General features: G+C 68.5%; 24 protein-coding genes. 8 read left to right on the plus strand and 16 right to left on the minus strand.

From position 1 onward, the window contains the following. Positions 1–3: 3 nt before the first annotated feature. Positions 4–2,592 carry an FtsK/SpoIIIE family DNA translocase gene (locus V4U86_RS16480; protein ID WP_395307033.1) on the minus strand — a complete coding sequence of 863 codons (2,589 nt, stop codon included), beginning with the start codon at positions 2,590–2,592 and terminating at the stop codon, positions 4–6. A 96-nt stretch (positions 2,593–2,688) separates the two neighbouring features. Here V4U86_RS16480 and V4U86_RS16485 point away from each other — a divergent pair, with 96 nt between their 5' ends. The 4 genes from V4U86_RS16485 to V4U86_RS16500 are packed head-to-tail and all read left to right on the plus strand — an operon-like array spanning position 2,689 to position 5,040. Beyond that, positions 2,689–2,967 (plus strand): DUF2834 domain-containing protein, encoded by a 279-nt coding sequence (locus V4U86_RS16485; RefSeq protein ID WP_395307034.1) that lies wholly within the window; start codon positions 2,689–2,691, stop codon positions 2,965–2,967. A gap of 56 nt (positions 2,968–3,023) precedes the next feature. Further along, on the plus strand, positions 3,024–3,338 hold the full coding sequence (locus V4U86_RS16490; RefSeq protein ID WP_395307035.1) for a putative quinol monooxygenase: 315 nt from the start codon (positions 3,024–3,026) through the stop codon (positions 3,336–3,338). Between the two features lie 8 nt (positions 3,339–3,346). Next, positions 3,347–4,165: a mycofactocin-coupled SDR family oxidoreductase gene (locus V4U86_RS16495; protein ID WP_395307036.1), complete on the plus strand. Its 819-nt coding sequence runs from the start codon at positions 3,347–3,349 to the stop codon at positions 4,163–4,165. Next, a complete protein-coding gene (locus V4U86_RS16500; protein WP_395307037.1) occupies positions 4,165–5,040 on the plus strand; it encodes an SAM-dependent methyltransferase in 876 nt (291 codons plus the stop codon). The genes V4U86_RS16495 and V4U86_RS16500 overlap by 1 nt, the downstream gene beginning before the upstream one ends. Here the strand turns inward: V4U86_RS16500 and V4U86_RS16505 are convergent. Beyond that, the gene (locus tag V4U86_RS16505; RefSeq protein WP_395307038.1) at positions 5,037–6,773 is read right to left on the minus strand and encodes a ribonuclease J; all 1,737 of its coding nucleotides are present in this window, start codon (positions 6,771–6,773) and stop codon (positions 5,037–5,039) included. The genes V4U86_RS16500 and V4U86_RS16505 overlap by 4 nt on opposite strands. Then, positions 6,770–7,672, minus strand: a complete 903-nt coding sequence (gene dapA, locus V4U86_RS16510) for a 4-hydroxy-tetrahydrodipicolinate synthase (RefSeq protein WP_395307039.1) — start codon at positions 7,670–7,672, stop codon at positions 6,770–6,772. Before dapA ends, V4U86_RS16505 begins: the two co-directional genes overlap by 4 nt. Before the next feature lie 176 nt (positions 7,673–7,848). On the opposite strand from dapA, the gene V4U86_RS16515 reads away from it, so the two are divergent. Next, positions 7,849–9,153 carry an MFS transporter gene (locus tag V4U86_RS16515; protein WP_395307040.1) on the plus strand — a complete coding sequence of 435 codons (1,305 nt, stop codon included), beginning with the start codon at positions 7,849–7,851 and terminating at the stop codon, positions 9,151–9,153. Here V4U86_RS16515 and V4U86_RS16520 read toward each other — a convergent pair. From V4U86_RS16520 to V4U86_RS16540, 5 genes are all read right to left on the minus strand, one after another. Further along, positions 9,094–9,816 (minus strand): SDR family oxidoreductase, encoded by a 723-nt coding sequence (locus V4U86_RS16520; RefSeq protein WP_395307041.1) that lies wholly within the window; start codon positions 9,814–9,816, stop codon positions 9,094–9,096. The two genes, V4U86_RS16515 and V4U86_RS16520, sit on opposite strands and share 60 nt — an antisense overlap. 69 nt (positions 9,817–9,885) lie before the next feature. Beyond that, positions 9,886–10,986, minus strand: a complete 1,101-nt coding sequence (locus V4U86_RS16525; protein WP_395307042.1) for a GGDEF domain-containing protein — start codon at positions 10,984–10,986, stop codon at positions 9,886–9,888. Between the two features lie 87 nt (positions 10,987–11,073). Beyond that, positions 11,074–12,288, minus strand: a complete 1,215-nt coding sequence (locus V4U86_RS16530; protein WP_395307043.1) for a winged helix-turn-helix domain-containing protein — start codon at positions 12,286–12,288, stop codon at positions 11,074–11,076. An 8-nt stretch (positions 12,289–12,296) separates the two neighbouring features. Further along, the gene (locus V4U86_RS16535; RefSeq protein WP_395307044.1) at positions 12,297–12,770 is read right to left on the minus strand and encodes a dihydrofolate reductase; all 474 of its coding nucleotides are present in this window, start codon (positions 12,768–12,770) and stop codon (positions 12,297–12,299) included. Next, positions 12,767–13,567 carry a thymidylate synthase gene (locus V4U86_RS16540; RefSeq protein ID WP_395307045.1) on the minus strand — a complete coding sequence of 267 codons (801 nt, stop codon included), beginning with the start codon at positions 13,565–13,567 and terminating at the stop codon, positions 12,767–12,769. Before V4U86_RS16540 ends, V4U86_RS16535 begins: the two co-directional genes overlap by 4 nt. Positions 13,568–13,637: 70 nt before the next feature. Between V4U86_RS16540 and V4U86_RS16545 the strand changes: the two genes are divergently transcribed. Further along, positions 13,638–14,375 (plus strand): dienelactone hydrolase family protein, encoded by a 738-nt coding sequence (locus V4U86_RS16545; RefSeq protein ID WP_395307046.1) that lies wholly within the window; start codon positions 13,638–13,640, stop codon positions 14,373–14,375. A 1-nt stretch (position 14,376) separates the two neighbouring features. Here the strand turns inward: V4U86_RS16545 and V4U86_RS16550 are convergent, their stop codons facing one another. The 4 genes from V4U86_RS16550 to dapB are packed head-to-tail and all read right to left on the minus strand — an operon-like array spanning position 14,377 to position 16,491. After that, on the minus strand, positions 14,377–14,832 hold the full coding sequence (locus V4U86_RS16550) for a hypothetical protein (protein ID WP_395307047.1): 456 nt from the start codon (positions 14,830–14,832) through the stop codon (positions 14,377–14,379). A gap of 8 nt (positions 14,833–14,840) precedes the next feature. Continuing rightward, positions 14,841–15,290, minus strand: coding sequence for a flavodoxin family protein (locus V4U86_RS16555; protein ID WP_395307048.1), 450 nt, complete (start codon positions 15,288–15,290; stop codon positions 14,841–14,843). Further along, a complete protein-coding gene (locus tag V4U86_RS16560) occupies positions 15,287–15,757 on the minus strand; it encodes a hypothetical protein (protein WP_395307049.1) in 471 nt (156 codons plus the stop codon). The genes V4U86_RS16555 and V4U86_RS16560 overlap by 4 nt, the downstream gene beginning before the upstream one ends. Beyond that, positions 15,754–16,491 (minus strand): 4-hydroxy-tetrahydrodipicolinate reductase, encoded by a 738-nt coding sequence (dapB, locus tag V4U86_RS16565; RefSeq protein WP_395307050.1) that lies wholly within the window; start codon positions 16,489–16,491, stop codon positions 15,754–15,756. Before dapB ends, V4U86_RS16560 begins: the two co-directional genes overlap by 4 nt. A gap of 33 nt (positions 16,492–16,524) precedes the next feature. Between dapB and V4U86_RS16570 the strand changes: the two genes are divergently transcribed. Continuing rightward, positions 16,525–17,304 (plus strand): META domain-containing protein, encoded by a 780-nt coding sequence (locus V4U86_RS16570; RefSeq protein WP_395307051.1) that lies wholly within the window; start codon positions 16,525–16,527, stop codon positions 17,302–17,304. Here the strand turns inward: V4U86_RS16570 and V4U86_RS16575 are convergent. Both V4U86_RS16575 and V4U86_RS16580 read right to left on the minus strand, forming a co-directional pair. Then, entirely contained in the window at positions 17,301–18,158 is an 858-nt protein-coding gene (locus V4U86_RS16575; RefSeq protein WP_395307052.1) for a hypothetical protein, read from the minus strand. The genes V4U86_RS16570 and V4U86_RS16575 overlap by 4 nt on opposite strands. After that, positions 18,155–18,670 (minus strand): Lrp/AsnC family transcriptional regulator, encoded by a 516-nt coding sequence (locus tag V4U86_RS16580; protein ID WP_395307053.1) that lies wholly within the window; start codon positions 18,668–18,670, stop codon positions 18,155–18,157. Before V4U86_RS16580 ends, V4U86_RS16575 begins: the two co-directional genes overlap by 4 nt. Positions 18,671–18,763: 93 nt before the next feature. Between V4U86_RS16580 and ald the strand changes: the two genes are divergently transcribed. Beyond that, positions 18,764–19,879: an alanine dehydrogenase gene (gene ald, locus V4U86_RS16585; RefSeq protein ID WP_395307054.1), complete on the plus strand. Its 1,116-nt coding sequence runs from the start codon at positions 18,764–18,766 to the stop codon at positions 19,877–19,879. Here the strand turns inward: ald and V4U86_RS16590 are convergent. Further along, positions 19,868–20,677, minus strand: a complete 810-nt coding sequence (locus tag V4U86_RS16590; protein ID WP_395307055.1) for a VOC family protein — start codon at positions 20,675–20,677, stop codon at positions 19,868–19,870. The two genes, ald and V4U86_RS16590, sit on opposite strands and share 12 nt — an antisense overlap. 72 nt (positions 20,678–20,749) lie before the next feature. Further along, the gene (bla, locus tag V4U86_RS16595; protein WP_395307056.1) at positions 20,750–21,649 is read right to left on the minus strand and encodes a class A beta-lactamase; all 900 of its coding nucleotides are present in this window, start codon (positions 21,647–21,649) and stop codon (positions 20,750–20,752) included. Position 21,650 lies beyond the last annotated feature (1 nt).

Genomic DNA, 21,650 nt, shown 5'->3' on the forward strand with positions numbered 1-21,650 from the left:
CATCTAGAACTCGTCGTCCTCGTCGTCACCGGTGTCGGCGCCGTTGGCGTCGGCCCCGCCGCGGATCAGCATCAGCGTGCCGGCCAGCTCGTCGGGCTTGACCAGCACCTCACGGGCCTTGGAGCCCTCCGACGGGCCGACGATGCCGCGGTTCTCCATCAGGTCCATCAGGCGGCCAGCCTTGGCGAACCCGACGCGAAGCTTGCGCTGCAGCATCGAGGTGGAGCCGAACTGACTGGACACCACCAGTTCGACGGCCTGCAGGAAGACGTCCATATCGTCGCCGATGTCGGGGTCGACGTCCTTGCGCTCGCCGGCCTTGACCGCGGTGACGCCTTCGACGAACTCCGGTTCGGCCTGTGCCTTGGACGCCTCGACGACGGCGTGGATCTCCTCGTCGGTGATGAACGCGCCCTGCATGCGCAGCGGCTTGTTCGCCCCCATCGGCAGGAACAGGCCGTCGCCCATACCGATCAGCTTCTCCGCACCCGGCTGGTCCAGGATGACGCGGCTGTCGGTCAGCGAGGAGGTCGCGAACGCCAGCCGGGACGGCACGTTGGTCTTGATCAGACCGGTCACGACGTCCACCGACGGCCGCTGCGTGGCCAGCACCAGGTGGATACCGGCAGCGCGGGCCTTTTGCGTGATACGCACGATCGCCTCTTCGACGTCGCGCGGCGCGGTCATCATCAGGTCGGCGAGCTCGTCGACGATGGCCAGGATGTACGGGTAGGGCTTGTAGACCCGCTCGCTGCCCAGCGGTGTGGAGATCTCTCCTGAGCGCACCTTTTCGTTGAACACGTCGATGTGACGCACCCGGGAGGCCTTCATGTCCTGGTAGCGCTGTTCCATCTCCTCGACCAACCAGGCCAGCGCGGCCGCGGCCTTCTTGGGCTCGGTGATGATCGGCGTGATCAGGTGCGGAATGCCTTCATACGGCGTGAGTTCCACCATCTTCGGGTCGATCAGGATCATCCTGACCTCCTCCGGGGTGGCCCGCGCCAGCAGCGAGACCAGCATCGAGTTGACGAAGCTGGACTTACCGGAGCCGGTGGAACCGGCGACCAGCAGGTGCGGCATCTTGGCGAGGTTCGCCGAGACGAAGTCGCCCTCGATGTCCTTGCCGAGACCGATGACCAACGGGTGGTGGTCGCGCCGCGTACTGGGCGCGGTCAGCACGTCGGCCAGCCGGACCATCTCGCGGTCGGTGTTGGGCACCTCGATGCCGACGGCGGACTTACCCGGGATGGGCGCGAGCATGCGCACACTCTCGGTGGCGACCGCGTAGGCGATATTGCGGTGCAGCGCAGTGATCTTCTCGACCTTCACGCCCGGGCCGAGTTCGACCTCGTAGCGGGTGACGGTCGGGCCGCGGGTGCACCCGGTGACCGCGGCGTCGACCTTGAACTGCTGCAGCACCGAGGTGATGGCGGCTTCCATCTGATCGTTGGCCGCGGTGCGCAGCTTGGGCGGGTCACCGGCGATCAACAGGTCCAACGACGGGAGGTTGTACGGGCCCTCGACCACCCGGTCCATCACCAGCGTCTCTTCGGGCTTCGGCTTCTTCGGTTCGGCCTTGGGCTTACGTGGTTTGGCCACAACGGGTTCCGGCGCCGTCGGGGGCTCGACTTCGGCGACCTCTCCGGGCAGCGGGTAATTGTCCATCGGCGACCCGGCGGGCAGGGCCGCGGCCGGAGCCGGCCACTTCTGCGCGTCGCCGTAATCGTCGTCGTAGTACCCGTCGGAGAAGTCCTCGGTGACCGCGTCGTCGTAATCGGCGTCGTCGTATTCGGCGTCCTCGTCGTAGTACTCGTCGTCGTAGTCGTCGAACTCCCGGGTGCCGAACATGGAGCGCAGCGTGTCGGGCAGCTCACGGATGGTGGTCCCGGTCAGCAGCAGCAGGCCGAACATCACGCCGATGACGAGCAGCGGCGTGGCGATCCACACGGTGAGCCCGTCCGAGAGCGGGCCGCCCAGCACGAAGCCGGCGAACCCGGCGGCCTGGCGACGATCCGCGGGGTCCAGCGGTGCGCCCGCCCAGATGTGCCACAGCCCCAGCACCGGCAGCGCGATCATCGCCGAGCCCAGGATCAACCGGGGCCGGGCGTCGGGATCCGGTTCGGTGCGCATCAGCACCACGGCGATGACGGCGAGGATGATCGGCACCAGCACCACGGCACCACCGATGACGCTGCGCACCACTGTGTCGATCCAGCCGCCGACCGGCCGGGCCGCGTCGAACCAGGAACTGGCGGCGACGACGACGGCGACACCGAGCAGCGCGAGCGCGATGCCGTCGCGACGGTGGCCGGGTTCGAGGTCCCGGGCCCGGCCGACCGAGCGGGCGGTGGATCCCGCACCCTTGGCGACCATCAGCCACCCGGCCCGGGTGCCCCGCCCTACGGCGGCTCCGGCGGCGGCAAAGCGGGACGGACTGCGGCGGGGGGCCGGCTTGCGGCGGGCCGCCGGCTTACGGGGAGCCGGCTTGCGCGGGGCTGCCGGGCGCGCCGGTTTCGATCCGGTCCGCGAGCTGGAACTGCCCTTTGAGCTGCTCGAACGGGCTCCGGACCGGGCGGCGGTCTTGTTGGCCATGAACGTCAGCCTAGTCGCTCCCGTCCCATTTTCACCATCTGCCACACCTGTCACAAAAGTGGTATCGAAATGCCGAAACCGCCCTACGGTTCCGGCATGACCACCTCGAACAGGGTCCGCTGCGCCCTCTGCGCCGCAATCGCCGTGATCGCGCTGGTCGCGACCTGGACGCAGAACATCGCCTATCTGGGCTCCGGCCGGTCGTTTCTGCCCGATTTCGTGACCGACCTGATGGTGAACGCGGCGACTCGCTCGTTCACCTTCGACCTGCTCCTGCTCACCGCGGCGGTGGTCGTGCTGATGGTGACCGAGGCCCGCAAACACGGTGTCCCGCACGGACGTGTCCCGTGCAGACTTCCGCGACCGCCTGAGTAAGCTGGACACCTGTCCGGTCACTCTCCACTCTTGTCACCCTCAGCGAGGAGCGTTGCATGCCCGTTGTCGTCGTAGCCACCATGACCGCCAAGCCCGAGTCGGTGGACATCGTCCGCGCCGCCTGCACCGAGGCTCTCGCCGAGGTCCACGCCGAGCCCGGCTGTGAGCTCTACGCGCTGCACGAGACCGGCAACACCTTCGTATTCATCGAGCAGTGGGCCGACGCCGATGCGCTCAAGACGCACAGCACCGCGCCCGCGATCGGCAAGATGTTCGGTGCGGTCGGTGAGCATCTCGACGGCGCTCCCGACATCAAGATGCTCACCCCGGTCGTGGGCGGGGACCCCGCCAAGGGCCGGCTGCGCGGTTAGCGGCCGAGATGGGATCGCTGTCCGGGAAGGTCGCCTTCATCACCGGCGCGGCGCGTGGCCAGGGTCGCGCGCACGCGGTGAAGCTGGCCGCCGAGGGCGCCGACATCATTGCCGTCGACCTGTGCGAGCAGATCGCATCGGTGCCCTACCCGTTGGCCACACCTGATGACCTGGCCGCCACGGTCAAACTGGTCGAGGAGACCGGTGCCCGGATCTTCGCCGCCGAAGCCGATGTCCGCGACCGTGATTCGCTGAAGACCGCCCTGCGCGCGGGCACCGAGGCACTCGGGGAGCGTCTCGACATCGTCATCGCCAACGCCGGGATCGCGCCGATGGCCGGTGACGATGCCTGGCAGGACGTCATCGACGTGAACCTCACCGGTGTCTACAACACCGTCGACGTGGCGATGAAACCGATGGTCAAGTTCGGCAACGGCGGATCGATCGTGCTGACCAGTTCGGTGGCCGGACTGGTCGGGCTGGGCTCCCCCATCGCCGGGTCGGTCGGCTACGCGGCCGCCAAGCATGGCATCGTCGGCCTGATGCGGGTGTATGCAAATGTGCTCGCCCAGTTCAATATCCGGGTGAACTCCATCCACCCGGCCGGTGTCGACACGCCGATGATCGACAACGACTTCACCCGCAGCTGGCTGGCCGGGCTGGCGCAGGAGTCCCAGCACGGACCGGACATGTCCAACGCCCTGCCGGTGCAGACCCTCGACGTCGACGACATCGCCAACGCGGTGCTCTGGCTGGTCTCCGACGCGGCCCGCTACGTCACCGGGGTGACGCTGCCGCTGGACGCAGGCTACGTGAACAAGCGCTAGTGCCGCGAAACCCCGCCGCACAGACGGCCTTCGGACCGATGGTGCTGGCAGCCGTCGAACACAACGAAGCCGCTGGCCGCCGCCTGGTCGACGACGACCTGGCGGCGTCCTTCCTGCCTGTCGGCTTGCGCGCACTGGTGCGGTTGACCCGGTCCAGGCTGTTGCGGGCCACCCTGATCGCCGCCTCGGAGCGGGCCGGGCCGGGTCTATGGGCCAGCATCGCCTGCCGCAAACGCTTCATCGACGAGCGGATATCCGACCCGGCCAACGAGATCGATGCCGTGGTGATCCTGGGCTCGGGACTGGACACCCGGCCCTACCGGATCGCCCGCTACAGCGACCTTCCGGTCTTCGAGCTCGACCAACAGGTAAACATCGACCGCAAGATGGTGACGGTCCAGCGCGTACTGGGCAGCGTGCCCGCCTCGGTACGCCTGGGCGTCGCCGACTTCGAGCACGACAACGTACTGGGCCGGTTGACCGAGATGGGCTTACGGGACACCGGACGGACGCTGTTCGTCTGGGAGGGCGTCACTCAGTACCTCACCCCCGACGCCGTGCACGGGATGTTCGAGCAGTTGCGGGCAGTGCATCCGGGCAGCCGCCTGATCTTCAGTTACGTCCGGCAGGACTTCATCGATGGCACGGATCTGTATGGCGCGCAGTCGGTCTACCGGAAGTTCAGACGGCGCCGCCAGGTCTGGAAGTCCGGGTTCGCCCCCGAACACCTGGAAGACATCCTGCGCGGGTACGGGTGGCGCGTGATCGAACAGGCGGGTCCCAGCTACTACCGCGACATGTACATCCGGCAGACGAAACGCCACATCACCGCATCGCCGATCGAATGGACCGCTCTGGCCGTGCGCAGAGACTAGATCTCGATGACCGTCGGAACGATCATCGGCTGACGGCGGTAGGTCTCCCCCACCCACTTGCCGACCGTGCGGCGCACCGCCTGCGCGATGCGCCCCGGGTCGACCACCTGGTCGCCGGCGAGGCGCTCGAGCTCGGCGGCCACCTTGGCCGCCACCGGCTCCAGTGCCTTGGGATCCTCGGAGAAGCCCCGCGAGTGCAGGTGCGCCGGGCCCGCCGCGCGACCGGTACCGCGGTGCACCACCACCGTGACCGCGACGAAACCCGATGACAGCGTGAGCCTCTCACCGAGAGTCGACTCTCCGACATCACCGGTGACCAGCCCGTCGACGAACATCTTGCCGACCGGCACGGCACCCGCGATCGAGGCCACCCCGTTCACCAGGTCGACGCTGACACCGTTCTCGGCCAGCACCACGTTCTCCGGTGGCACACCGGTACGCACCGCCAGCGCCGCGTTGGCGCGCAGGTGCCGCCAGGTGCCGTGCACCGGCATCACGTTACGAGGACGCACCCCGTTGTAGAGGAACAGCAACTCGCCGGCGTACGCGTGCCCCGAAACATGCACGCGCGCCTGGGCATTGGTGACCACCCGGGCGCCGACCTTGGACAGCGCGTCGATGACACCGAAAACCGCCTCCTCGTTGCCGGGGATGAGCGAGGAGGACAGGATGATCAGATCACCGGCGGTCAGCGTGATGCTGCGATGCTCGCCCCGCGACATCCGCGACAGCGCGGCCATCGGCTCGCCCTGCGTGCCGGTGGTGATCAACACGACCCGGTCGGCGGGCATCATCTCCGCGGCGGCGATATCGAGGATGTCCTCGTCGGCCACCGTCAAGAAGCCGAGTTCACGCGCGATGCCCATGTTGCGGACCATCGAACGTCCGACGAAGGACACCTTCCGTCCGAGTGCCACCGCGGCGTCGATGATCTGTTGCACCCGATCGACATTGGAGGCGAAGCAGGCGACGATCACCCGGCCGTCGGCGCCGCGGATCAGCCGGTGCAGCGTCGGGCCGACCTCGCTTTCGGACGGGCTCACCCCGGGATGCTCGGCGTTGGTCGAATCGCACAGGAACAGATCCACGCCGGCGTCGCCGAGCCGCGACATCCCCGGCAGGTCGGTGGGACGACCGTCGGGCGGCAACTGGTCGAGCTTGATGTCGCCGGTGTGCAGGACCGTCCCGGCGCCGGTGTGCACGGCGATCGCCAGCGCATCCGGTATCGAGTGGTTCACCGCGAAGTACTGGCATTCGAACACCCCGTGGGTGCTGCGCTCCCCTTCGGAGACGATGGTGAGCTTGGGTTTGATGCGGTGCTCCCGGCACTTCTCGGCCACCAGCGCCAACGTGAACCGGGATCCGACGACCGGGATGTCGCCGCGCAGCTTGAGCAGGTGCGGGATGGCACCGATGTGGTCCTCGTGGGCATGGGTGAGCACCAGCGCCTCGATGTCGTCGAGCCGGCTCTCGATGTGGCGCAGGTCCGGCAGGATCAGGTCGACGCCGGGTTCGTCGTGACCGGGGAACAACACCCCGCAGTCGATGATCAGCAGGCGGCCCAGGTGCTCGAAAACGGTCATGTTGCGGCCGATTTCGCTGATTCCGCCCAGCGCGGTCACGCGCAGTCCGCCGGGAGCCAGCGGTCCGGGAGGCGCCAGATCGGTGCTAGCCGGAGCCGGCTCGACGGCGCCCTTGCCCGCTGTAGCCGGTCCGCCGGCACCCCTGCTCATCGCAGAACGCCGGCCGACCGCATATCGGCAGCGAGGTCTTCGATTTCCGACGGGGTCGCCGGCAACTGCGGCAGCCGGGGATCTCCGGCGTCGACGCCGAGCAGGCGCAGCCCCTCCTTGGACATCGTCACCCCACCCAGGCGGCACTGCGCGTAGAACAGCGATCCCAACGTGGTGTTGATCTTGCGTGCGGTGGAGACGTCACCGGAGTTGAACGCCGACAGCATCTCTCGTAGCTCGCCGGCCGCGACGTGTCCCCAGACGCTGATGAATCCGATGGCGCCCATTGCCAGCCACGGCAGGTTCAGCGCGTCGTCGCCGGAGTAGTACGCGATGCCGGTCTCGGCCATGATCTGGCCGGCGCCGTGCAGGTCGCCCTTGGCGTCCTTGACCGCGACGATGTTGGGATGCGCGGCCAGCGTGCGCAGGGTGTCCCAATCGATCGGCACCACCGAGCGCGGCGGGATGTCGTAGAGCACCACCGGCAGATCGGTGGCGTCGGCGACCGCGGTGAAGTGCGCGACCAGGCCACGCTGCGACGGACGCGAATAGTACGGAGTGACGACCAGCAGGCCGTGCGCACCGGCGGCAGCACTGGCCTTGGCCAGGTGCACACTGTGCGCGGTGTCATAGCTGCCGGCACCGGCGATGATGCGGGCGCGGTCACCGACAGCCTCGAGCACCGTCTCCAGCAGCGCGATCTTCTCGTCGTCGGTCGTGGTCGGCGACTCCCCGGTGGTGCCGGACACCACCAGACCGTCACAGCCGGAGTCGACGAGGTGGGTCGCCACCTTCTTGGCGGCAGCCAGATCAAGCGAGCCGTCCGGGCCGAACGGCGTCACCATCGCAGTCAGCACGGTGCCCAAACGTGCGCCGACATCGATTCCACTGGTGCTCACGCGGGTCAGATTACCCGTAGGTACGAGCGAATTATGCATCGCCGTGGGGTAACCGGGATGGGCTCTGCGTCATGTGCGCGTCGGGCGGTGGAAAAGCGGCGGACCTGGGGGGTCGTTGGCCGATCGACCCCTCCGTAGGTAAGTTACAAATGAGTTCGGTCTTGTAACCTTCCGGCATGCCCGGAACCGAGCGCTCCGCTCTCCTGGAATGGCGGCGCTACGGCACCGTTCCCGTCGCCGCCGCACTCGGCTATTCGCTCGGCGTGATTCACGTCTATTCCCTGGGCGCGTTCATGGCGCCGCTGCAGGACGAGTTCGGCTGGACCCGGGCGCAGGCCTCGGTCGGGCTGACCATCGTCGGCGGCGCGGCGGCCGTCGCCGCCCTGCCGATCGGGTTGATGGTCGACCGGATGGGTCCGCGTCGGGTCGGGCTGATCGGGACGCTGCTGATGGCGGCCGCGTTCGGGCTGTTCAGCACGGCCTCCGGGACGATGGCCAACTGGATTCTGCTGTGGTCCGTGCTCGCGTTCGCCAGTTTCTGGGTGCAGACCACGGTCTGGACCAGCGCCGTCGCCAGCCGGTTCGAGAGCTCGCGCGGCCTGGCGTTCGCCGTGACGCTGTCGGGCGGGTCGCTGGGAGCCGCGCTGTTCCCGGCGCTGGCCACTGCCTTCATCGGCCAGTGGGGGTGGCGTGGCGCGTTCCTCGGCCTGGGCGCGGCTTGGGGCGCCCTCGTGGTGCTGGCCGTCGCCCTGTTCTTCCGGGGCGCGCAGGACCGCAAGACCGAACCGGCGGTGCCCACGACCGGGCCCGCCCCGGTGGCCGCGCTGCCGGGAGTGACCTTGCGTGAAGGACTGTGCTCGGCCACGTTCTACAGGCTGTTGTTGGCCGCCGGGCTGTTCGCCTTCACCACGCTGGGGGTGGTGGTGCACCTGGTGCCGATCCTGCGGGATGCCGGCGCCGAACCGCTGGCCGCCGCGGGTACCGCCGCCCTGGTCGGCGTGTTCTCGATCGTCGGACGGTTGGGCGTGGGTCTGCTGTTGGACCGGTTCTCCGGTCGCGTCGTCGGCGCCTGTGCCTATCTGGTTCCGATCGCGGGTGCCGCCCTGCTGCTCGTCGACGGCACCGATCCGGTGAGCCAGACGATTGCCGCAGCCCTGTTCGGATTGACGTTGGGCGCCGAGGTGGACGTCATCGCTTACCTGGCGGCACGCTATTTCGGACTGCGCAACTTCGGCGGCCTGTTCGGCGGACTGGTCGCAGCGCTGTCGCTGGGCACAGCGTTCGGCCCGCTGGCCGCGGGACTCAGCTTCGACCGGTTCGGCGGATACTCCGAATTCCTCGTGCTGACAATGGTTCTGATGGCGATCAGCAGCGCCGCGCTGGCCAGTCTGCGGCCGGCACCGGTATGGCCGCAGCCGTCGTCAGGCGGTACGCAGGTACTCCGACCCGCCGACGTAGACGATGCCGGGGTGGAACTGTGACTGCGCCGCACCGGCGATGGCCGCGGCGAACTCGTCGGCCGACGGTAGCGGCGCGCGACGGCGCGGTTCCAGCGCCGGGCCGTGCAGTCGGGTGAGAACGTTCGTGCCGTCGATCATGTCACCGGAGACCACGGTGAAATGGATTCCCCGCCTGCCGAATTCGTAGCGCATGCCGTACATCGCGGTTTCCCCGGCCCGCATGCTGGCCGCGATCGGCGCATAGCCCAGCGGCACCGCTTTGTGCGGGTAGAAGTGCGCCTGATGGCTGGTGACGAACACGACGCGCGAACCGGCGGGCATCAGCGGTAGCGCCAGGGTGACCAACCGGCGCTGCGCGTCACGGTTCAGCCGCATGGCGTAGGAGGGGTCCGCGCCGCTCTCCAGCCCACCGGAGGCGTTGAGCACCAAGGTGTCCAGTCGGCCGAAGCGCTGCCGGATACCGGAGAGCATGGTCTCGGCCGCGGACTCGTCGGAGATGTCGGCGGCGACGGCCGACGCGTGCCCGCCGGCATCGCGGATGGCGTCGGCGACCGCGTGCGCGCGACCGGCCTTCTCCCGGTAGTTCACGATCACGTGGGTTCCGGGGTGGGCGAGCTGGTGGGCGACCTCCGCTCCGATGCCGCGGGAAGCACTGGTCACCAGGGCGATATGGGGTTCGTGCATGTCGGGGTCCTTTCGCCGCGTATTCGGCCACGGTACACCCAATTTAAGAAAAATAAGAGATATTTAAGGTCACGGTGAGGTTGAGGTCGGGTGGAGTGTGCGGTGCTGCACGCGGTTCCCGCCGGCCCGCTTGGACCGGTACATCGCCGCGTCCGCCGCCCCGATGACCTGGTCCAGGAACTTCGGATGCGCGGCCTCGACGTCCCCGTCGATCTCGGCGGCGCAGGTACCCAGGCTTGCGGTGATCCGCACCGGCAACTCGGCGATACCGGCCCGAATCCGCTCGATCATCTGGGCGTGTCGCTCCGGACCGGACAGATCGGCGACGACGAACTCCTCCCCGCCCAGGCGCGCCGCGATGACGCCCGCCCCACAGTTGTGGCGCAGTACCGCGGCGATCCGGACCAGCGCCTCATCTCCGGCGGCGTGCCCGCGCGTGTCGTTCAGCCTCTTGAAGTCATCGACGTCGATCATCGTCACGTTCACCACAGCCCGCCCCCCGCGGCGCTCCAGCATCATCTCGTGCACCGAACTGTAGAACGACCGCCGGTTACGCAGCCCGGTGAGCGGATCGCGGTCCGAGGACCGCAACTCGCGGCGCAGCGAGTACACCAGGGCGTGAACGCCGAGCGGGACGCCGATGTTCAGGCCGATCACCAACAACAGCGAGGCCAGCACCAGCGCGTGGTCCCCGGTGTCGGCGAACAACCGGAAGGAGGCGACCAGCGCGCAGCACAAGCCCACCGAAAAGTTCGCCAGCACATGGACCAGGGCGTGGAAGAAGGCAAGCAAGCCGCCCACGGCGGCGAACATCGTGCAGCCCATCAGGGCGCCGTAGGAGGTCGATATCACCAGGCAACTCCCAGCGATCGACGTCGAGCACACCGAATAGAACAGCAGCGACTGCGCGCGGGTCGGCCACCCGACCAGCCAGAGCGATCCGGCGGCCGAGCCCAGCACCGCGGCCCCGATGGCCACCGCACGCGTCGGTGCACTGCTCGGTCCGTAGTGGCTCACCAACATCAGCACCGGAATCGCGGTGAAGAAGACGGTGAATCCGAAGGTGGCCAACCGCCACTGCTGATCCAGTCGGCGGTCATGCAGGTAGGCGCTGAACCAATGGAACTGGTCGGCGTTCCGCAGCAGACGGCCCAACCACCCCCCAGACATCTCGAACAGTGTGCACCTAATTTACGCATCCGTCATCTCTTCGTCGGGGGACGCGCTCGCCCAGCCACCCGAGAGGACGACCCGGGCTCAGGCCCGTAGCGCGGTCCGCAACGGCCGGACCAGATCTCCGCGCTCGCCGACCGCGACATCGTCGAGGCCGAGCCAACCGGCCATCGAGCGCAGCTCGCCGGCCATCGCGGCGGCCACCTGCGTGGGGTTGCGACCGTCCTCGGTGAAGGCGCCGACGACCTGCAGGGCGCCGGAGCCGCGGTCGGCTTTGAGGTCGACCCGGCCCACGAGTTCCCCGTCGAGCAGGAACGGCCACACGTAGTAGCCGAACCGGCGCTTCTCGGCTGGGGTGTAGATCTCCAGGCGGTAATGGAAATCGAACAGCCGCTCCATCCGCGGCCGGAAGAAGATCAGGGGGTCGAACGGGCACAGCAGCGCAGTACCCCGGTCTCGGCGGGGCACCCGCTGCCCGGCCCGCAGGTAGGCCGGCGCGTTCCAGCCCTCGACGTCCACCGGTTCCAACTCGCCCGCGGCGACCAGTGCGGCGACCGCCGGCTTGCTCTGCCGGGGGTTGAGCCGGAAATAGTCACGAAGGTCCGGCTCGGTGGCCACCCCCAACGCGCCGGCCGCCCGCAGGATGAGCTCCCGCACCGCTTCCTCGTCGGAGACCTCGCGGGCCAGCACCTCCGGGGGCAACACGCGTTCGGTCAGGTCATAGTGCCGTGCGAACCCGACCCGTGTCGCGGTGGTCAGCACACCGGAGGACCACAGCGCTTCGGCCACCCACTTGGTGTCACTGCGATCCCACCAGGGCCCCTTGCGGCCACGCGGTTCGGCTTCCAGATGTGCCTCGATCTGCCCGGCGGTGCACGGTCCCAGTTCGGCGACCGCCTCGACGATGTCCTCGGCCAGTCGGCCGTTCTTCCTGACGATCTCCCGGCCCCAGCGACCGTGTTCGTATTCGGCCATCCGCCACCGCAGCAGCGGCCAATCCTCCACTGACATCAGCGCCGCCTCGTGCGCCCAGTACTCCACCAGCAGCCGGGGCGAGCGCGCGGTGTGCGCCCATGCCGCCCGGTCCAGCACGTCACGCTCATACGGACCCAGCCGGCTGAAAACCGGCGCGTAGTGGGCCCGCACCGCGACCGACACCGAATCCAGTTGCAGGACCTGGATTCTGGAGATCAGCCGCTTCAGGTGCGCGCGGGTGAGCGCACCGGACGGCTTCGGCTCGTGGAATCCTTGGGCGGCGACGGCGACCCGGCGGGCCTGCGCGGCGGTCAGAGTGGGCACGCCTCGCCTCAGGTCCTCACATAACTGTTGAAGCGGTACCGCAGACCCGAGCGGCTGGTCAGCCACTCCCCCTCGGTGCCGGTCCAGGATTCGTCGAGCAGGGGCGCCACCGCATCGTGGTCGTCGCGGCGCAGGTCGACGTCGATCTCGGTGACCTCGCACCGTTGTGCCAGCGCCACGGTGGCCGCGTAGATCTGGGCTCCGCCGATGATCCAGCCGTCGAAATCGGCGGGCACCGCGGTGACCACCTCGGCCCCTTCGGCCTGGTAGTCCGGGTCGCGGCTGAGCACGAGATTGCGCCGGCCCGGCAACGGGCGGAACTTCGCCGGCAGCGACTTCCAGGTGAGCCGCCCCATGAGCACGGTGTGGCCCATGGTCAGCTCTTTGAAGCGGGCCATGTCCTCGGGCACCCGCCACGGGATCGTGTTGTCGCGCCCGATCACCCCGGAGGAGGACTGCGCCCAGACCAGCCGGAAGGTCATACCGCGACCGGGGCCTTGATGCCCGGGTGCGGGTCGTAGTTGCGCACGCTGATGTCCTCGTAGGTGTAGTCGAAGATCGAATCACGCTGCGCCAGGACCAGTTCGGGGTACGACCGGGGTTCGCGGGACAGCTGCAAGGCCACCTGCTCCACGTGGTTGTCGTAGATGTGGCAGTCCCCGCCGGTCCAGATGAACTCCCCCACGCCGAGCCCGGCCTGGGCGGCCATCATGTGGGTCAGCAACGCATAGCTGGCGATGTTGAACGGCACCCCGAGGAACAGGTCCGCGCTGCGCTGGTACAGCTGGCAGGACAGCTTGCCGTCGGCGACGTAGAACTGGAAGAACGCGTGGCATGGCGGCAGCGCCATCTGCGGGATCTCCCCCACGTTCCAGGCCGAGACGATGTTGCGGCGCGAATCCGGGTCGCTCTTCAGCAGTTCCAGGGCGCTCGAGATCTGGTCGATGTGCTCACCCGACGGGGTCGGCCAGGACCGCCACTGCACGCCGTAGACCGGACCCAGATCCCCTGTGTCCGAGGCCCATTCATCCCAGATGGTGACGCCGTGCTCTTGCAGCCAGCGCACGTTGGAGTCACCCCGCAGGAACCACAGCAACTCGTAGACGATGGACTTGGTGTGCACCTTCTTGGTGGTGATCAGCGGGAACCCGGCGGCCAGGTCGTAGCGCATCTGGTGCCCGAACAGGCTACGGGTGCCGGTACCGGTCCGGTCTGACTTCGGTGTCCCCTGCTCCATCACCAGGCGCAGCAGATCCTCATACGGGGTCGCGATGGGCACGTCGCCAGCTTACGGCCCGATGTCTGCGGTAGAACGTAGGGGCGAGCGAAGCGACGGGAGATTTCTCATCATGCCGATCACCACCGACACCATCACCACTGCCGACGGCACCTGCCGGGTCAGCGTCGCCACGCCGGACGGAGACGGGCCGTGGCCCGCGGTGGTGATGTACCCCGACGCGGGCGGCGCCCGCGACACCTTCGACGAGATGGCCGCCCGGCTCGCCGGCCACGGATACGTCGTGCTGGTTCCCGACGTGTACTACCGCAACCCGGATTGGGCCCCGTTCGACATGGCCAACGTGTTCGGTGACGCCAAGGAGCGCGCCCGCCTGTTCGGCATGATCGGCACGGTCACCCCGGAGATCATGGCCGCCGACGCGGCAGCCTTCTTCGACTACCTGCAGGCCCGCCCCGACGTCCGCGGGTCCACCTTCGGCACCACCGGCTACTGCATGGGTGGGCGCACTTCGCTGATCGTCGCGGGCCGGGTACCCGATCGGGTGGCGGCGGCGATGTCGTTCCACGGCGGCGGTCTGGTGACCGACGATCCGGGCAGCCCGCATCTGCTGGCGGAGAAGATCCAGGCCGCGGTGTACGTGGCCGGCGCCGAGGCGGACGCGTCGTTCACCGTGGAGAACGCCGAGACGCTGGACAAGGCGCTCACCGCCGCCGGCGTCGAGCACACCGTCGAGATCTACCCGGCCGGCCACGGTTTCGCCGTGCCGGACAACGCCCCGTACGACGAGGCGGCCGCGACACGGCACTGGGAGGCGATGGCTCGGGTGTTCGGCGACAAGCTGGGCTGACCTACTTGCGGTGCCGCGCGTGCCGGAAGGAGGCCAGAGCGCGGAAGATGCCGCGGGCCGCGTAGATGCCGACGACGATCGACAGCGCGATGAGCACGATGAACACGACCAGCCAGTTGGTGCGGTCGTGGCTGACGTTCCACCACACGACGGTGAACAGCACCGCGCAGATGAACACCACGATGTCGCGCCAGTTGCCGCTGTAGGAGGCCGCGAGCTGGCGGATCTCCCGGTTCTTCTCGACGACGGCGACGATGTCGTCGATGCGTATGTCGATGGACCGTTGCAGCGCGGCGCGGCGTTCCACCTGCTCGGGCGGCAGGGCGGCCAGCAGTTCCATGTCCGCCTTGATCGATCCGCGGACGTCGGGCCCCTTGAAATTGCCCGCCGCCAGCCCCAGCAGCGCCCCGCCGGCGATCGGTGCGCCCGCGAGCGCGAATTCTGCCAATCCGGGCATCGCCTACCTCATTCCATCAGTTGTGCAGCTACCGTCGCGCCGAGATTCCAGCACGCTTCAAGATCGTCCTTGCCAGGTTTACCCGATACCACCACGGTGTCAGCGGCTTTCACCCACCCGAGTCCGGTGGTGATGCCCTCCACCGCCCGCTCGGCCCCCTCGGTGCCCTCGTTGCCGTGCAGGTACAGGCCGAACGGTCGGCCCCGCGTCGAGTCCAGGATCTGGTAGTAGGCCCCGTCGAAGGCATGCTTGAGTGCCCCGGAGATGTAGCCGAGGTTGGCCGGGGTACCGAGCAGGTAGCCGTCGGCGTCGAGGAAGTCGGCCGGAGAGACGGTCAGCGCGGCGCGGCGCACCACGTCCACGCCCTCGATCGCGGGATCGGTCGCCCCGGCCAGCACCGCCTCGAACATCTCCTGGCAGTGCGGGGACGGCGTGTGGTGGATCAGCAGCAGCTTCATGTGCGTCCCGCGCGTTCCATCTCGACGGCGGTGCGCATGGTCTCGCGGGCCCGGCTGCGGTCACCCGCGTAGTCGTAGGCCCGCGCCAGCCGGTACCAGCGCACCCAGTTGTCCCGGTCGGCCTCCAGCTCGTCGCGGGTCCGCTCGAACAGCGCATCGGCCGCGTCGCGCTCGATCCGACCGGAGGCCCGGCGCGGCAGGTCGCCGACGTCGAGGTCCATCCCCGCCTCGCGGGCCAGCCGGACCAACCGTTGGTGGGCCAACCCGGCCCGCAGGGTGGCCAGCATCGCCCACAGCCCGACGATCGGCAGCGCGAGCAGCGCCACCCCCAGCCCGATCGCGGCGGGCTCGCCGGAGGCGATGAAGGCCACCGCCGTCCGGCCGAGCATCACGAAGTAGACCAGCAGCGCGACGCACATGAAACCGATCAGCAGCTGGATACGCAGCGTGCGCCTGCCCTCGTTCATGACAGGTCGAGCAGAGGCTCAATCCCGATGGTCAGACCGGGCCGCTGGGCCACCTTGCGCACGCCGAGCAGCACCCCCGGGACGAAAGAGGTGCGGTCCAGGCTGTCGTGCCGGATGGTCAGCGTCTCGCCCAGCGTGCCGAACAGCACTTCCTGGTGCGCCACGAGGCCGGCCAGTCGGATCGAATGCACCGGGATCCCGTCCACGTCGGCACCCCGGGCACCCTCGAGCCCGGTGCTGGTGGCGTCGGGGTTGGGCGGCAGGTCTTTTCGCGCTTCGGCGATCAGCTTGGCGGTGCGGGTGGCGGTGCCCGACGGCGCGTCGGCCTTGTGCGGGTGATGCAGTTCGATCACCTCGACCGACTCGAAGTGCCGGGCGGCCTGTTTGGCGAAGTGCATGCTCAGCACGGCCCCGATGGCGAAGTTGGGGGCGATCAGCACCGCCGACTCGGGTTTGGCGGCCAGCCACTTTTGTACCTGTGCGATGCGTTCGTCGGTGAACCCGGTGGTCCCGACAACGGCGTGAATGCCGTTGTCGATCAGGAACTTCAGGTTGTCCATCACCACATCGGGATGGGTGAAGTCGATGACCACCTCGGTGCCGCCGTCGGTCAGCACGGTCAGCGGATCGCCCGCGTCGACCTGCGCCGACAGCTCCAGATCGGCGGCGTTCCGCACGGCGTCGACCATCGTCGCACCGACCTTGCCCTTGGCACCCAGAACTGCAACTCGCATGGCTGGCAGCCTACTGCGGCGTACCTTGGGTGCGTGCGCCTGCTCCTGCTCCTGCTCACCCTCACCGGGCTCGTCGCCGTCGGCTGTGCGGGCACCACCGGCGCGCAGGACCCCACTCCCGAAGGCCGCGAATTCGTCTCGGTGAATGTCACTGGCGAACCGATCCCGGGCGGCGGGCCGATGACACTGGGTTTCGCCGACGGGCAGATCTCGGCGTTCGCCGGGTGTAACCGCGGATCGGCCGCGGTGGATCTGACCGACGGCCGGCTGAGTGCGGGTGAGCTCGCGATGACGATGATGGGCTGCCCACCACCGCGGGACCAGGCCGACGGTTGGCTGTCACGGTTCTTGGCGGCCGGACCGGCCTGGACACTCACCGGGGATGACCTCACCTTGAGCACCGACACCACCACCGTGACACTGCGCGACAAGAAGGTCGTCAACCCGGATCGGCCACTGATCGGCACCACCTGGCAGGTGGACACCCTGGTCTCAGGCGACGCCGCGACCACCTCGGCCGCGCTGGAGCGCAGCCGCCCGACGCTTACGCGGGCCGCCGACGGCTCCGCAACCGGTTTCACCGGCTGCAATCAGTTCAACGGCCCCGCAGAGGTTTCCGAGACCGCCGGGCAGGCCACCGTCGTGAACTTCGGCCCTTTGGCGACGACACGGCGAGCCTGTGAAGCCGACCTCGACGAAATCGAGAAGGCCGTACTGCGGGTGCTCGACGGCCCGGTGCAGACCTCCATCGACGCCGACCGGTTGACCCTGACCCGGGCCGACGGCAACGGACTGGTGCTGCGCGCGGTTTAACCGCCGTCGAGATCACCCAGAGCGCGCTCGGCCTGCTCGAGGTCGGCGGCCGCCCGGGCCGCGGCCGCTGCGGCCTTCGCCGCGGCACGCTCGGCAGCGTCGAGTTCTTCTGATGCGGTGTTCATCTCGCCTTCAGCGGCGCTGAGGGTGTCCAGGATCTTCTGGTAACGCCGCAGCGCGGTCGCAGCCCGTGTCCGTAGCTCCTCAGCCTCCGCAGTCGCCGTCTCGGCGGCCCGGCGCGCCGCCGCGTCCGCCTTGGCCGCCGCATCCCGCCGGGCGCGGGCCGCCCGCAGTTCCTTGCCCGACGCCTTCGGCCGGGAGGCGGTCTTCTGGGCGCGGGGCTTCGGCTCAGCCGATGACGCGCGCGGCGGAGCCGTCCCGGTCACCTCGCCGAAGTCGCCGAAACCGGAGAACTGTTCGGCCTTCTCCAACCGCCCGAGACGGCCGGCCACCTCGGGGTCGGCGATCGCCGCCTGCAGGGTGCCGGTGACGTCCTCGCGCAGCGCCGCGGACGGGTCGGGCAATTCGGCCGCCTCGAACGCGCCCCGCACCAGCTCTGCGATCAGGGTGCGCTGGGCGCGGGTCAGCTCGCGGATACGCGGTCCGTCCATCGCGGCATGTGCCGCCCGCAGGTCCGCGGTGAGCTCGCCGAGCCGTGGGCGCACGGCGGTGTCGGCCCGCACCAGCCGGTTGAGCACCCAGGCCGCCGTCGTCGGGCGGCGCGCCGCCGCGATGGTTCGGGCCGTCTCGTCCTCACCACGTTTCTTGGCCGCGGCCACCAACTCCTTGCGCAGCGCGGTGAACTCCTCCGGCGCCACGCCGTACAGGGTCTCCAGATCATCCTCGGTGCTCACAACGGGGACGCTCCGCGCAGATGCTCGAAGATCAGCGAGGTCTGGGTGCCGGCCACATCGGCGTCGGCATTGAGGTTCTCCACCACGAAGGCTCGCAGGTCCTCGGTGTCCCGCGCCGCGACGTGCAGGATGAAGTCGTCCCCGCCGGCCAGGAAGTACACGTCCATCACCTGCGGCCGCCGGCGGATCTGCTGGATGAAGTCGCGGATCCGGCCGCGCGCATTCGAGTTCAGGCTCACCGAGATCATCGCCTGCAAGGTCAGTCCGACCGCGGCCGGATCGATATCGGTGTAGAAACCGCGAATCACCCCGAGTTCCTGGAGCCGCCGGAGCCGGCCGTGGCACGTCGACGGCGCGATGCCGACTACCTCCGCCAGGGCGCTGTTGGAGATGCGGGCATCCGCGTGCAGTGCGAGCAGCATCCGCCGATCGATGTCATCGAGGTCCGATGGCCGAACATCCTTCGGCGCAGCGACGCCACGGGGCTTCACGGTCGGTGATTGTTCGTTCACATCCAGATCCTAACGAAATATCGACATAAATATTGTCAGATAACCGAAGCTTCTTCACACTTGAGGAACCTAAACGAACATCAAGGAGCAACCATGCTCGTCGGCATCCCGACCGAGATCAAGAACAACGAATTCCGCGTCGCCATCACCCCGGCCGGCGTTGCCGAACTCACCCGCCGCGGGCATGACGTCATCATCCAGGCCGGCGCCGGCGACGGTTCGGCCATCGCGGACAACGACTTCAAGGCTGCCGGTGCGGAGATCGTCGCGACCGCCGAACAGGTGTGGGCCGAGGCCGACCTGCTGCTCAAGGTGAAGGAACCCATCGAATCCGAGTACCCGCTGATGCGCGCGGGCCAGACCCTGTTCACCTACCTGCACCTGGCCGCGTCCAAGCCGTGCACCGATGCGCTGCTGGCCTCGGGAACCACTTCGATCGCCTACGAGACCGTGCAGACCGCAGACGGGGCGCTCCCCCTTCTCGCCCCGATGAGCGAGGTCGCCGGCCGACTGTCCGCGCAGGTCGGTGCCTACCACCTGATGAAGGCGCACGGCGGCCGCGGTGTGCTGATGGGTGGCGTCCCGGGTGTGGCGCCGGCCGAGGTCGTCGTCATCGGCGGCGGCGTGGCCGGCTACAACGCCGCCCGGGTCGCCAAGGGCATGGGCGCCCACGTCACCGTGTTCGACGTCAACATCAACACGTTGCGCAAGATCGACGGCGAGTTCGGCGGCGGCATCGAGACCCGCTACTCGTCCATGCTGGACCTGGAAGAGGCCGCCAAGTTGGCCGACCTGGTGATCGGCGCGGTGCTGGTTCCCGGCGCCAAGGCACCCAAGCTGGTTACCAATGCGCTTGTCGCACACATGAAACCGGGCGCAGTCCTGGTCGACATCGCCATCGATCAGGGCGGCTGTTTCGAGGACTCCCGGCCGACCACGCACGACGATCCGACCTACGCCGTGCACGACACCGTCTTCTACTGTGTCGCGAACATGCCGGGTGCGGTGCCGCGCACCTCCACCTTCGCGCTGACCAACGCCACCATGCCCTACGTGCTCAAGCTCGCCGAGCAGGGCTGGCGGCAGGCGTGCCGGCTGGACAGCGCTCTGGCGAAGGGCCTGTCCACCCATGAGGGCGCCCTGTTGTCCGAGCAGGTGGCCGCCGACCTGGATCTGCCGTTCACCGATCCGGCGTCGCTATTGGCCTGACTCTCCCGCGGGCGGGTGACCCAGGCAGATCAGGGCACCGAGCGGATCCTTGATCGCCGCGAGCGTGCCGTACGGGGTGTCCTCACCGGGCATCAGGATCTGGGCACCCAACGAGCCGGCCAACTCGACGGTCGCCGCGACATCGTCGACCATGATGTAGATCTGCCAGAACGAGGGCACCTCGACGGGAAACAGCTTCGAGGAGTCCATGATTCCCGAGTACGCGCTCTCCCCGATGAACACCTGGGCATACCGGTCCGGGCCGACTGCCGCCGGATCCCCGCCGGTCCCGATCTCCTCCACCCGGGCCCCGACGACCTCCGGGTAGAACGCCAGCGATTTCTCGTAGTCCTTGCTCTGGCACTCGAACCAGTACGGCGCACCGTGCTCACCCCACGCGGTGAAACCGACATGGGTACCGGGCTGCCAGAATCCGATGACCGCCCCCGCGCTGTCGGTGGCCACCATCATCGAACCCAGGTCTCCGACCGGCATCGGCGGCACTATCACCGAACCGCCGGCCGCATCGATGGCCTTGACGGTTGCCGCGGAATCATCGGTGTGCAGGTACACCGACCAGATGTTGGACGGCCCGCCGGTATCGCCCATCTGCGGCATCAGCCCGGCCACGCGTTTCCCGTCGCGGGTGAAGTTCTGGTAGCCACCGAACTCCGGGTGCGCGGGTCCCTCCAGTTCCCAACCGAAGATCGCCTGATAGAACTCGGCGGCCCTGGCGGGATCGCTGCTCATCAGGTCGAACCAGATCGGCGCTCCCACCGGGGCCTGGTACTCGCTCATCATGTTCCTTTCGTCGGCATCGTCGTCAGGTAGTCCGTCGTCCTCAAGTAAGACGCCGCGGCCGACGAAAACTCATCGCCGGCCGTGCAGCTGCGGCACCGCCAGCGCGGCTATCTCCCCGATCAGTGGACGCAGGCCCTCGGCATCCGAATCGGCCGACTGCGTTCTGGTCATGATGGTCAGCAGCAGCCGGGCGCCGTCGGGCCCGTAGGCGATGCCGGAATCGTTGGTGGTCGCATAGTCCCCGCTGCCGGTCTTGTCGGCGGTGGTCCAACCCGCGGGCAGACCGGCCCGCATACTCGAGGTCTGATTCGCCCGCATCCAGTCGTCGAGCAGTTCCCGCTGGGCCGCCGGTAAAGCCTCGCCCGCCAACAGGTTGCGGTAGCCGGTGGCCAAGGCTCGCGGGGTGCTGGTGTCGCGCGGGTCCCCCGGGATCGCCGAGTTCAACTCGATCTCCCAGCGGTCCAGTCGGGTGCGGTCGTCACCGATGCTGCGCGCGAACGCGGTGATGGCCGACGGCCCGCCGAGTGTCTCCAGCAGCAGATTGGCGGCCAGGTTGTCGCTGCGCTGCAGCGCCGCCTGGGACAGCTCGGCCAGCGTCATCTCACGACCGGCATGCTCCCCGGTCACCGGCGAGTTGGGCAGCAGCGCCGCGGGATCGACGAAAAGCCGCTGTTCCAGCGACAAGTCACCCGACGCGACGCGCCGCAACACCGCGGCGGCGGCGTAGGTCTTGAAGGTCGAACACAGGGCGAAGGCCTCGTCGGCCCGGTTCTCCACGGTGGCGCCGGACTGCAGATTCACCGCGTACAGGCCGATGAAAGCGTTGTACCGCGCTTCGAGTTCACGGACCTGCTCTTCGAAGGTCAGCGCCGGAGAGGCCAGCGCGGACTCGTCCGCACAGCTGATCACCGCCCCCGCTGCCGCCAGTGTCAGGCCGCCGAACAGAACTCTTCGTCGAGACAGGAGCATG

Source organism: Mycobacterium sp. AMU20-3851, from assembly GCF_043974665.1.
GTDB lineage: Bacteria > Actinomycetota > Actinomycetes > Mycobacteriales > Mycobacteriaceae > Mycobacterium.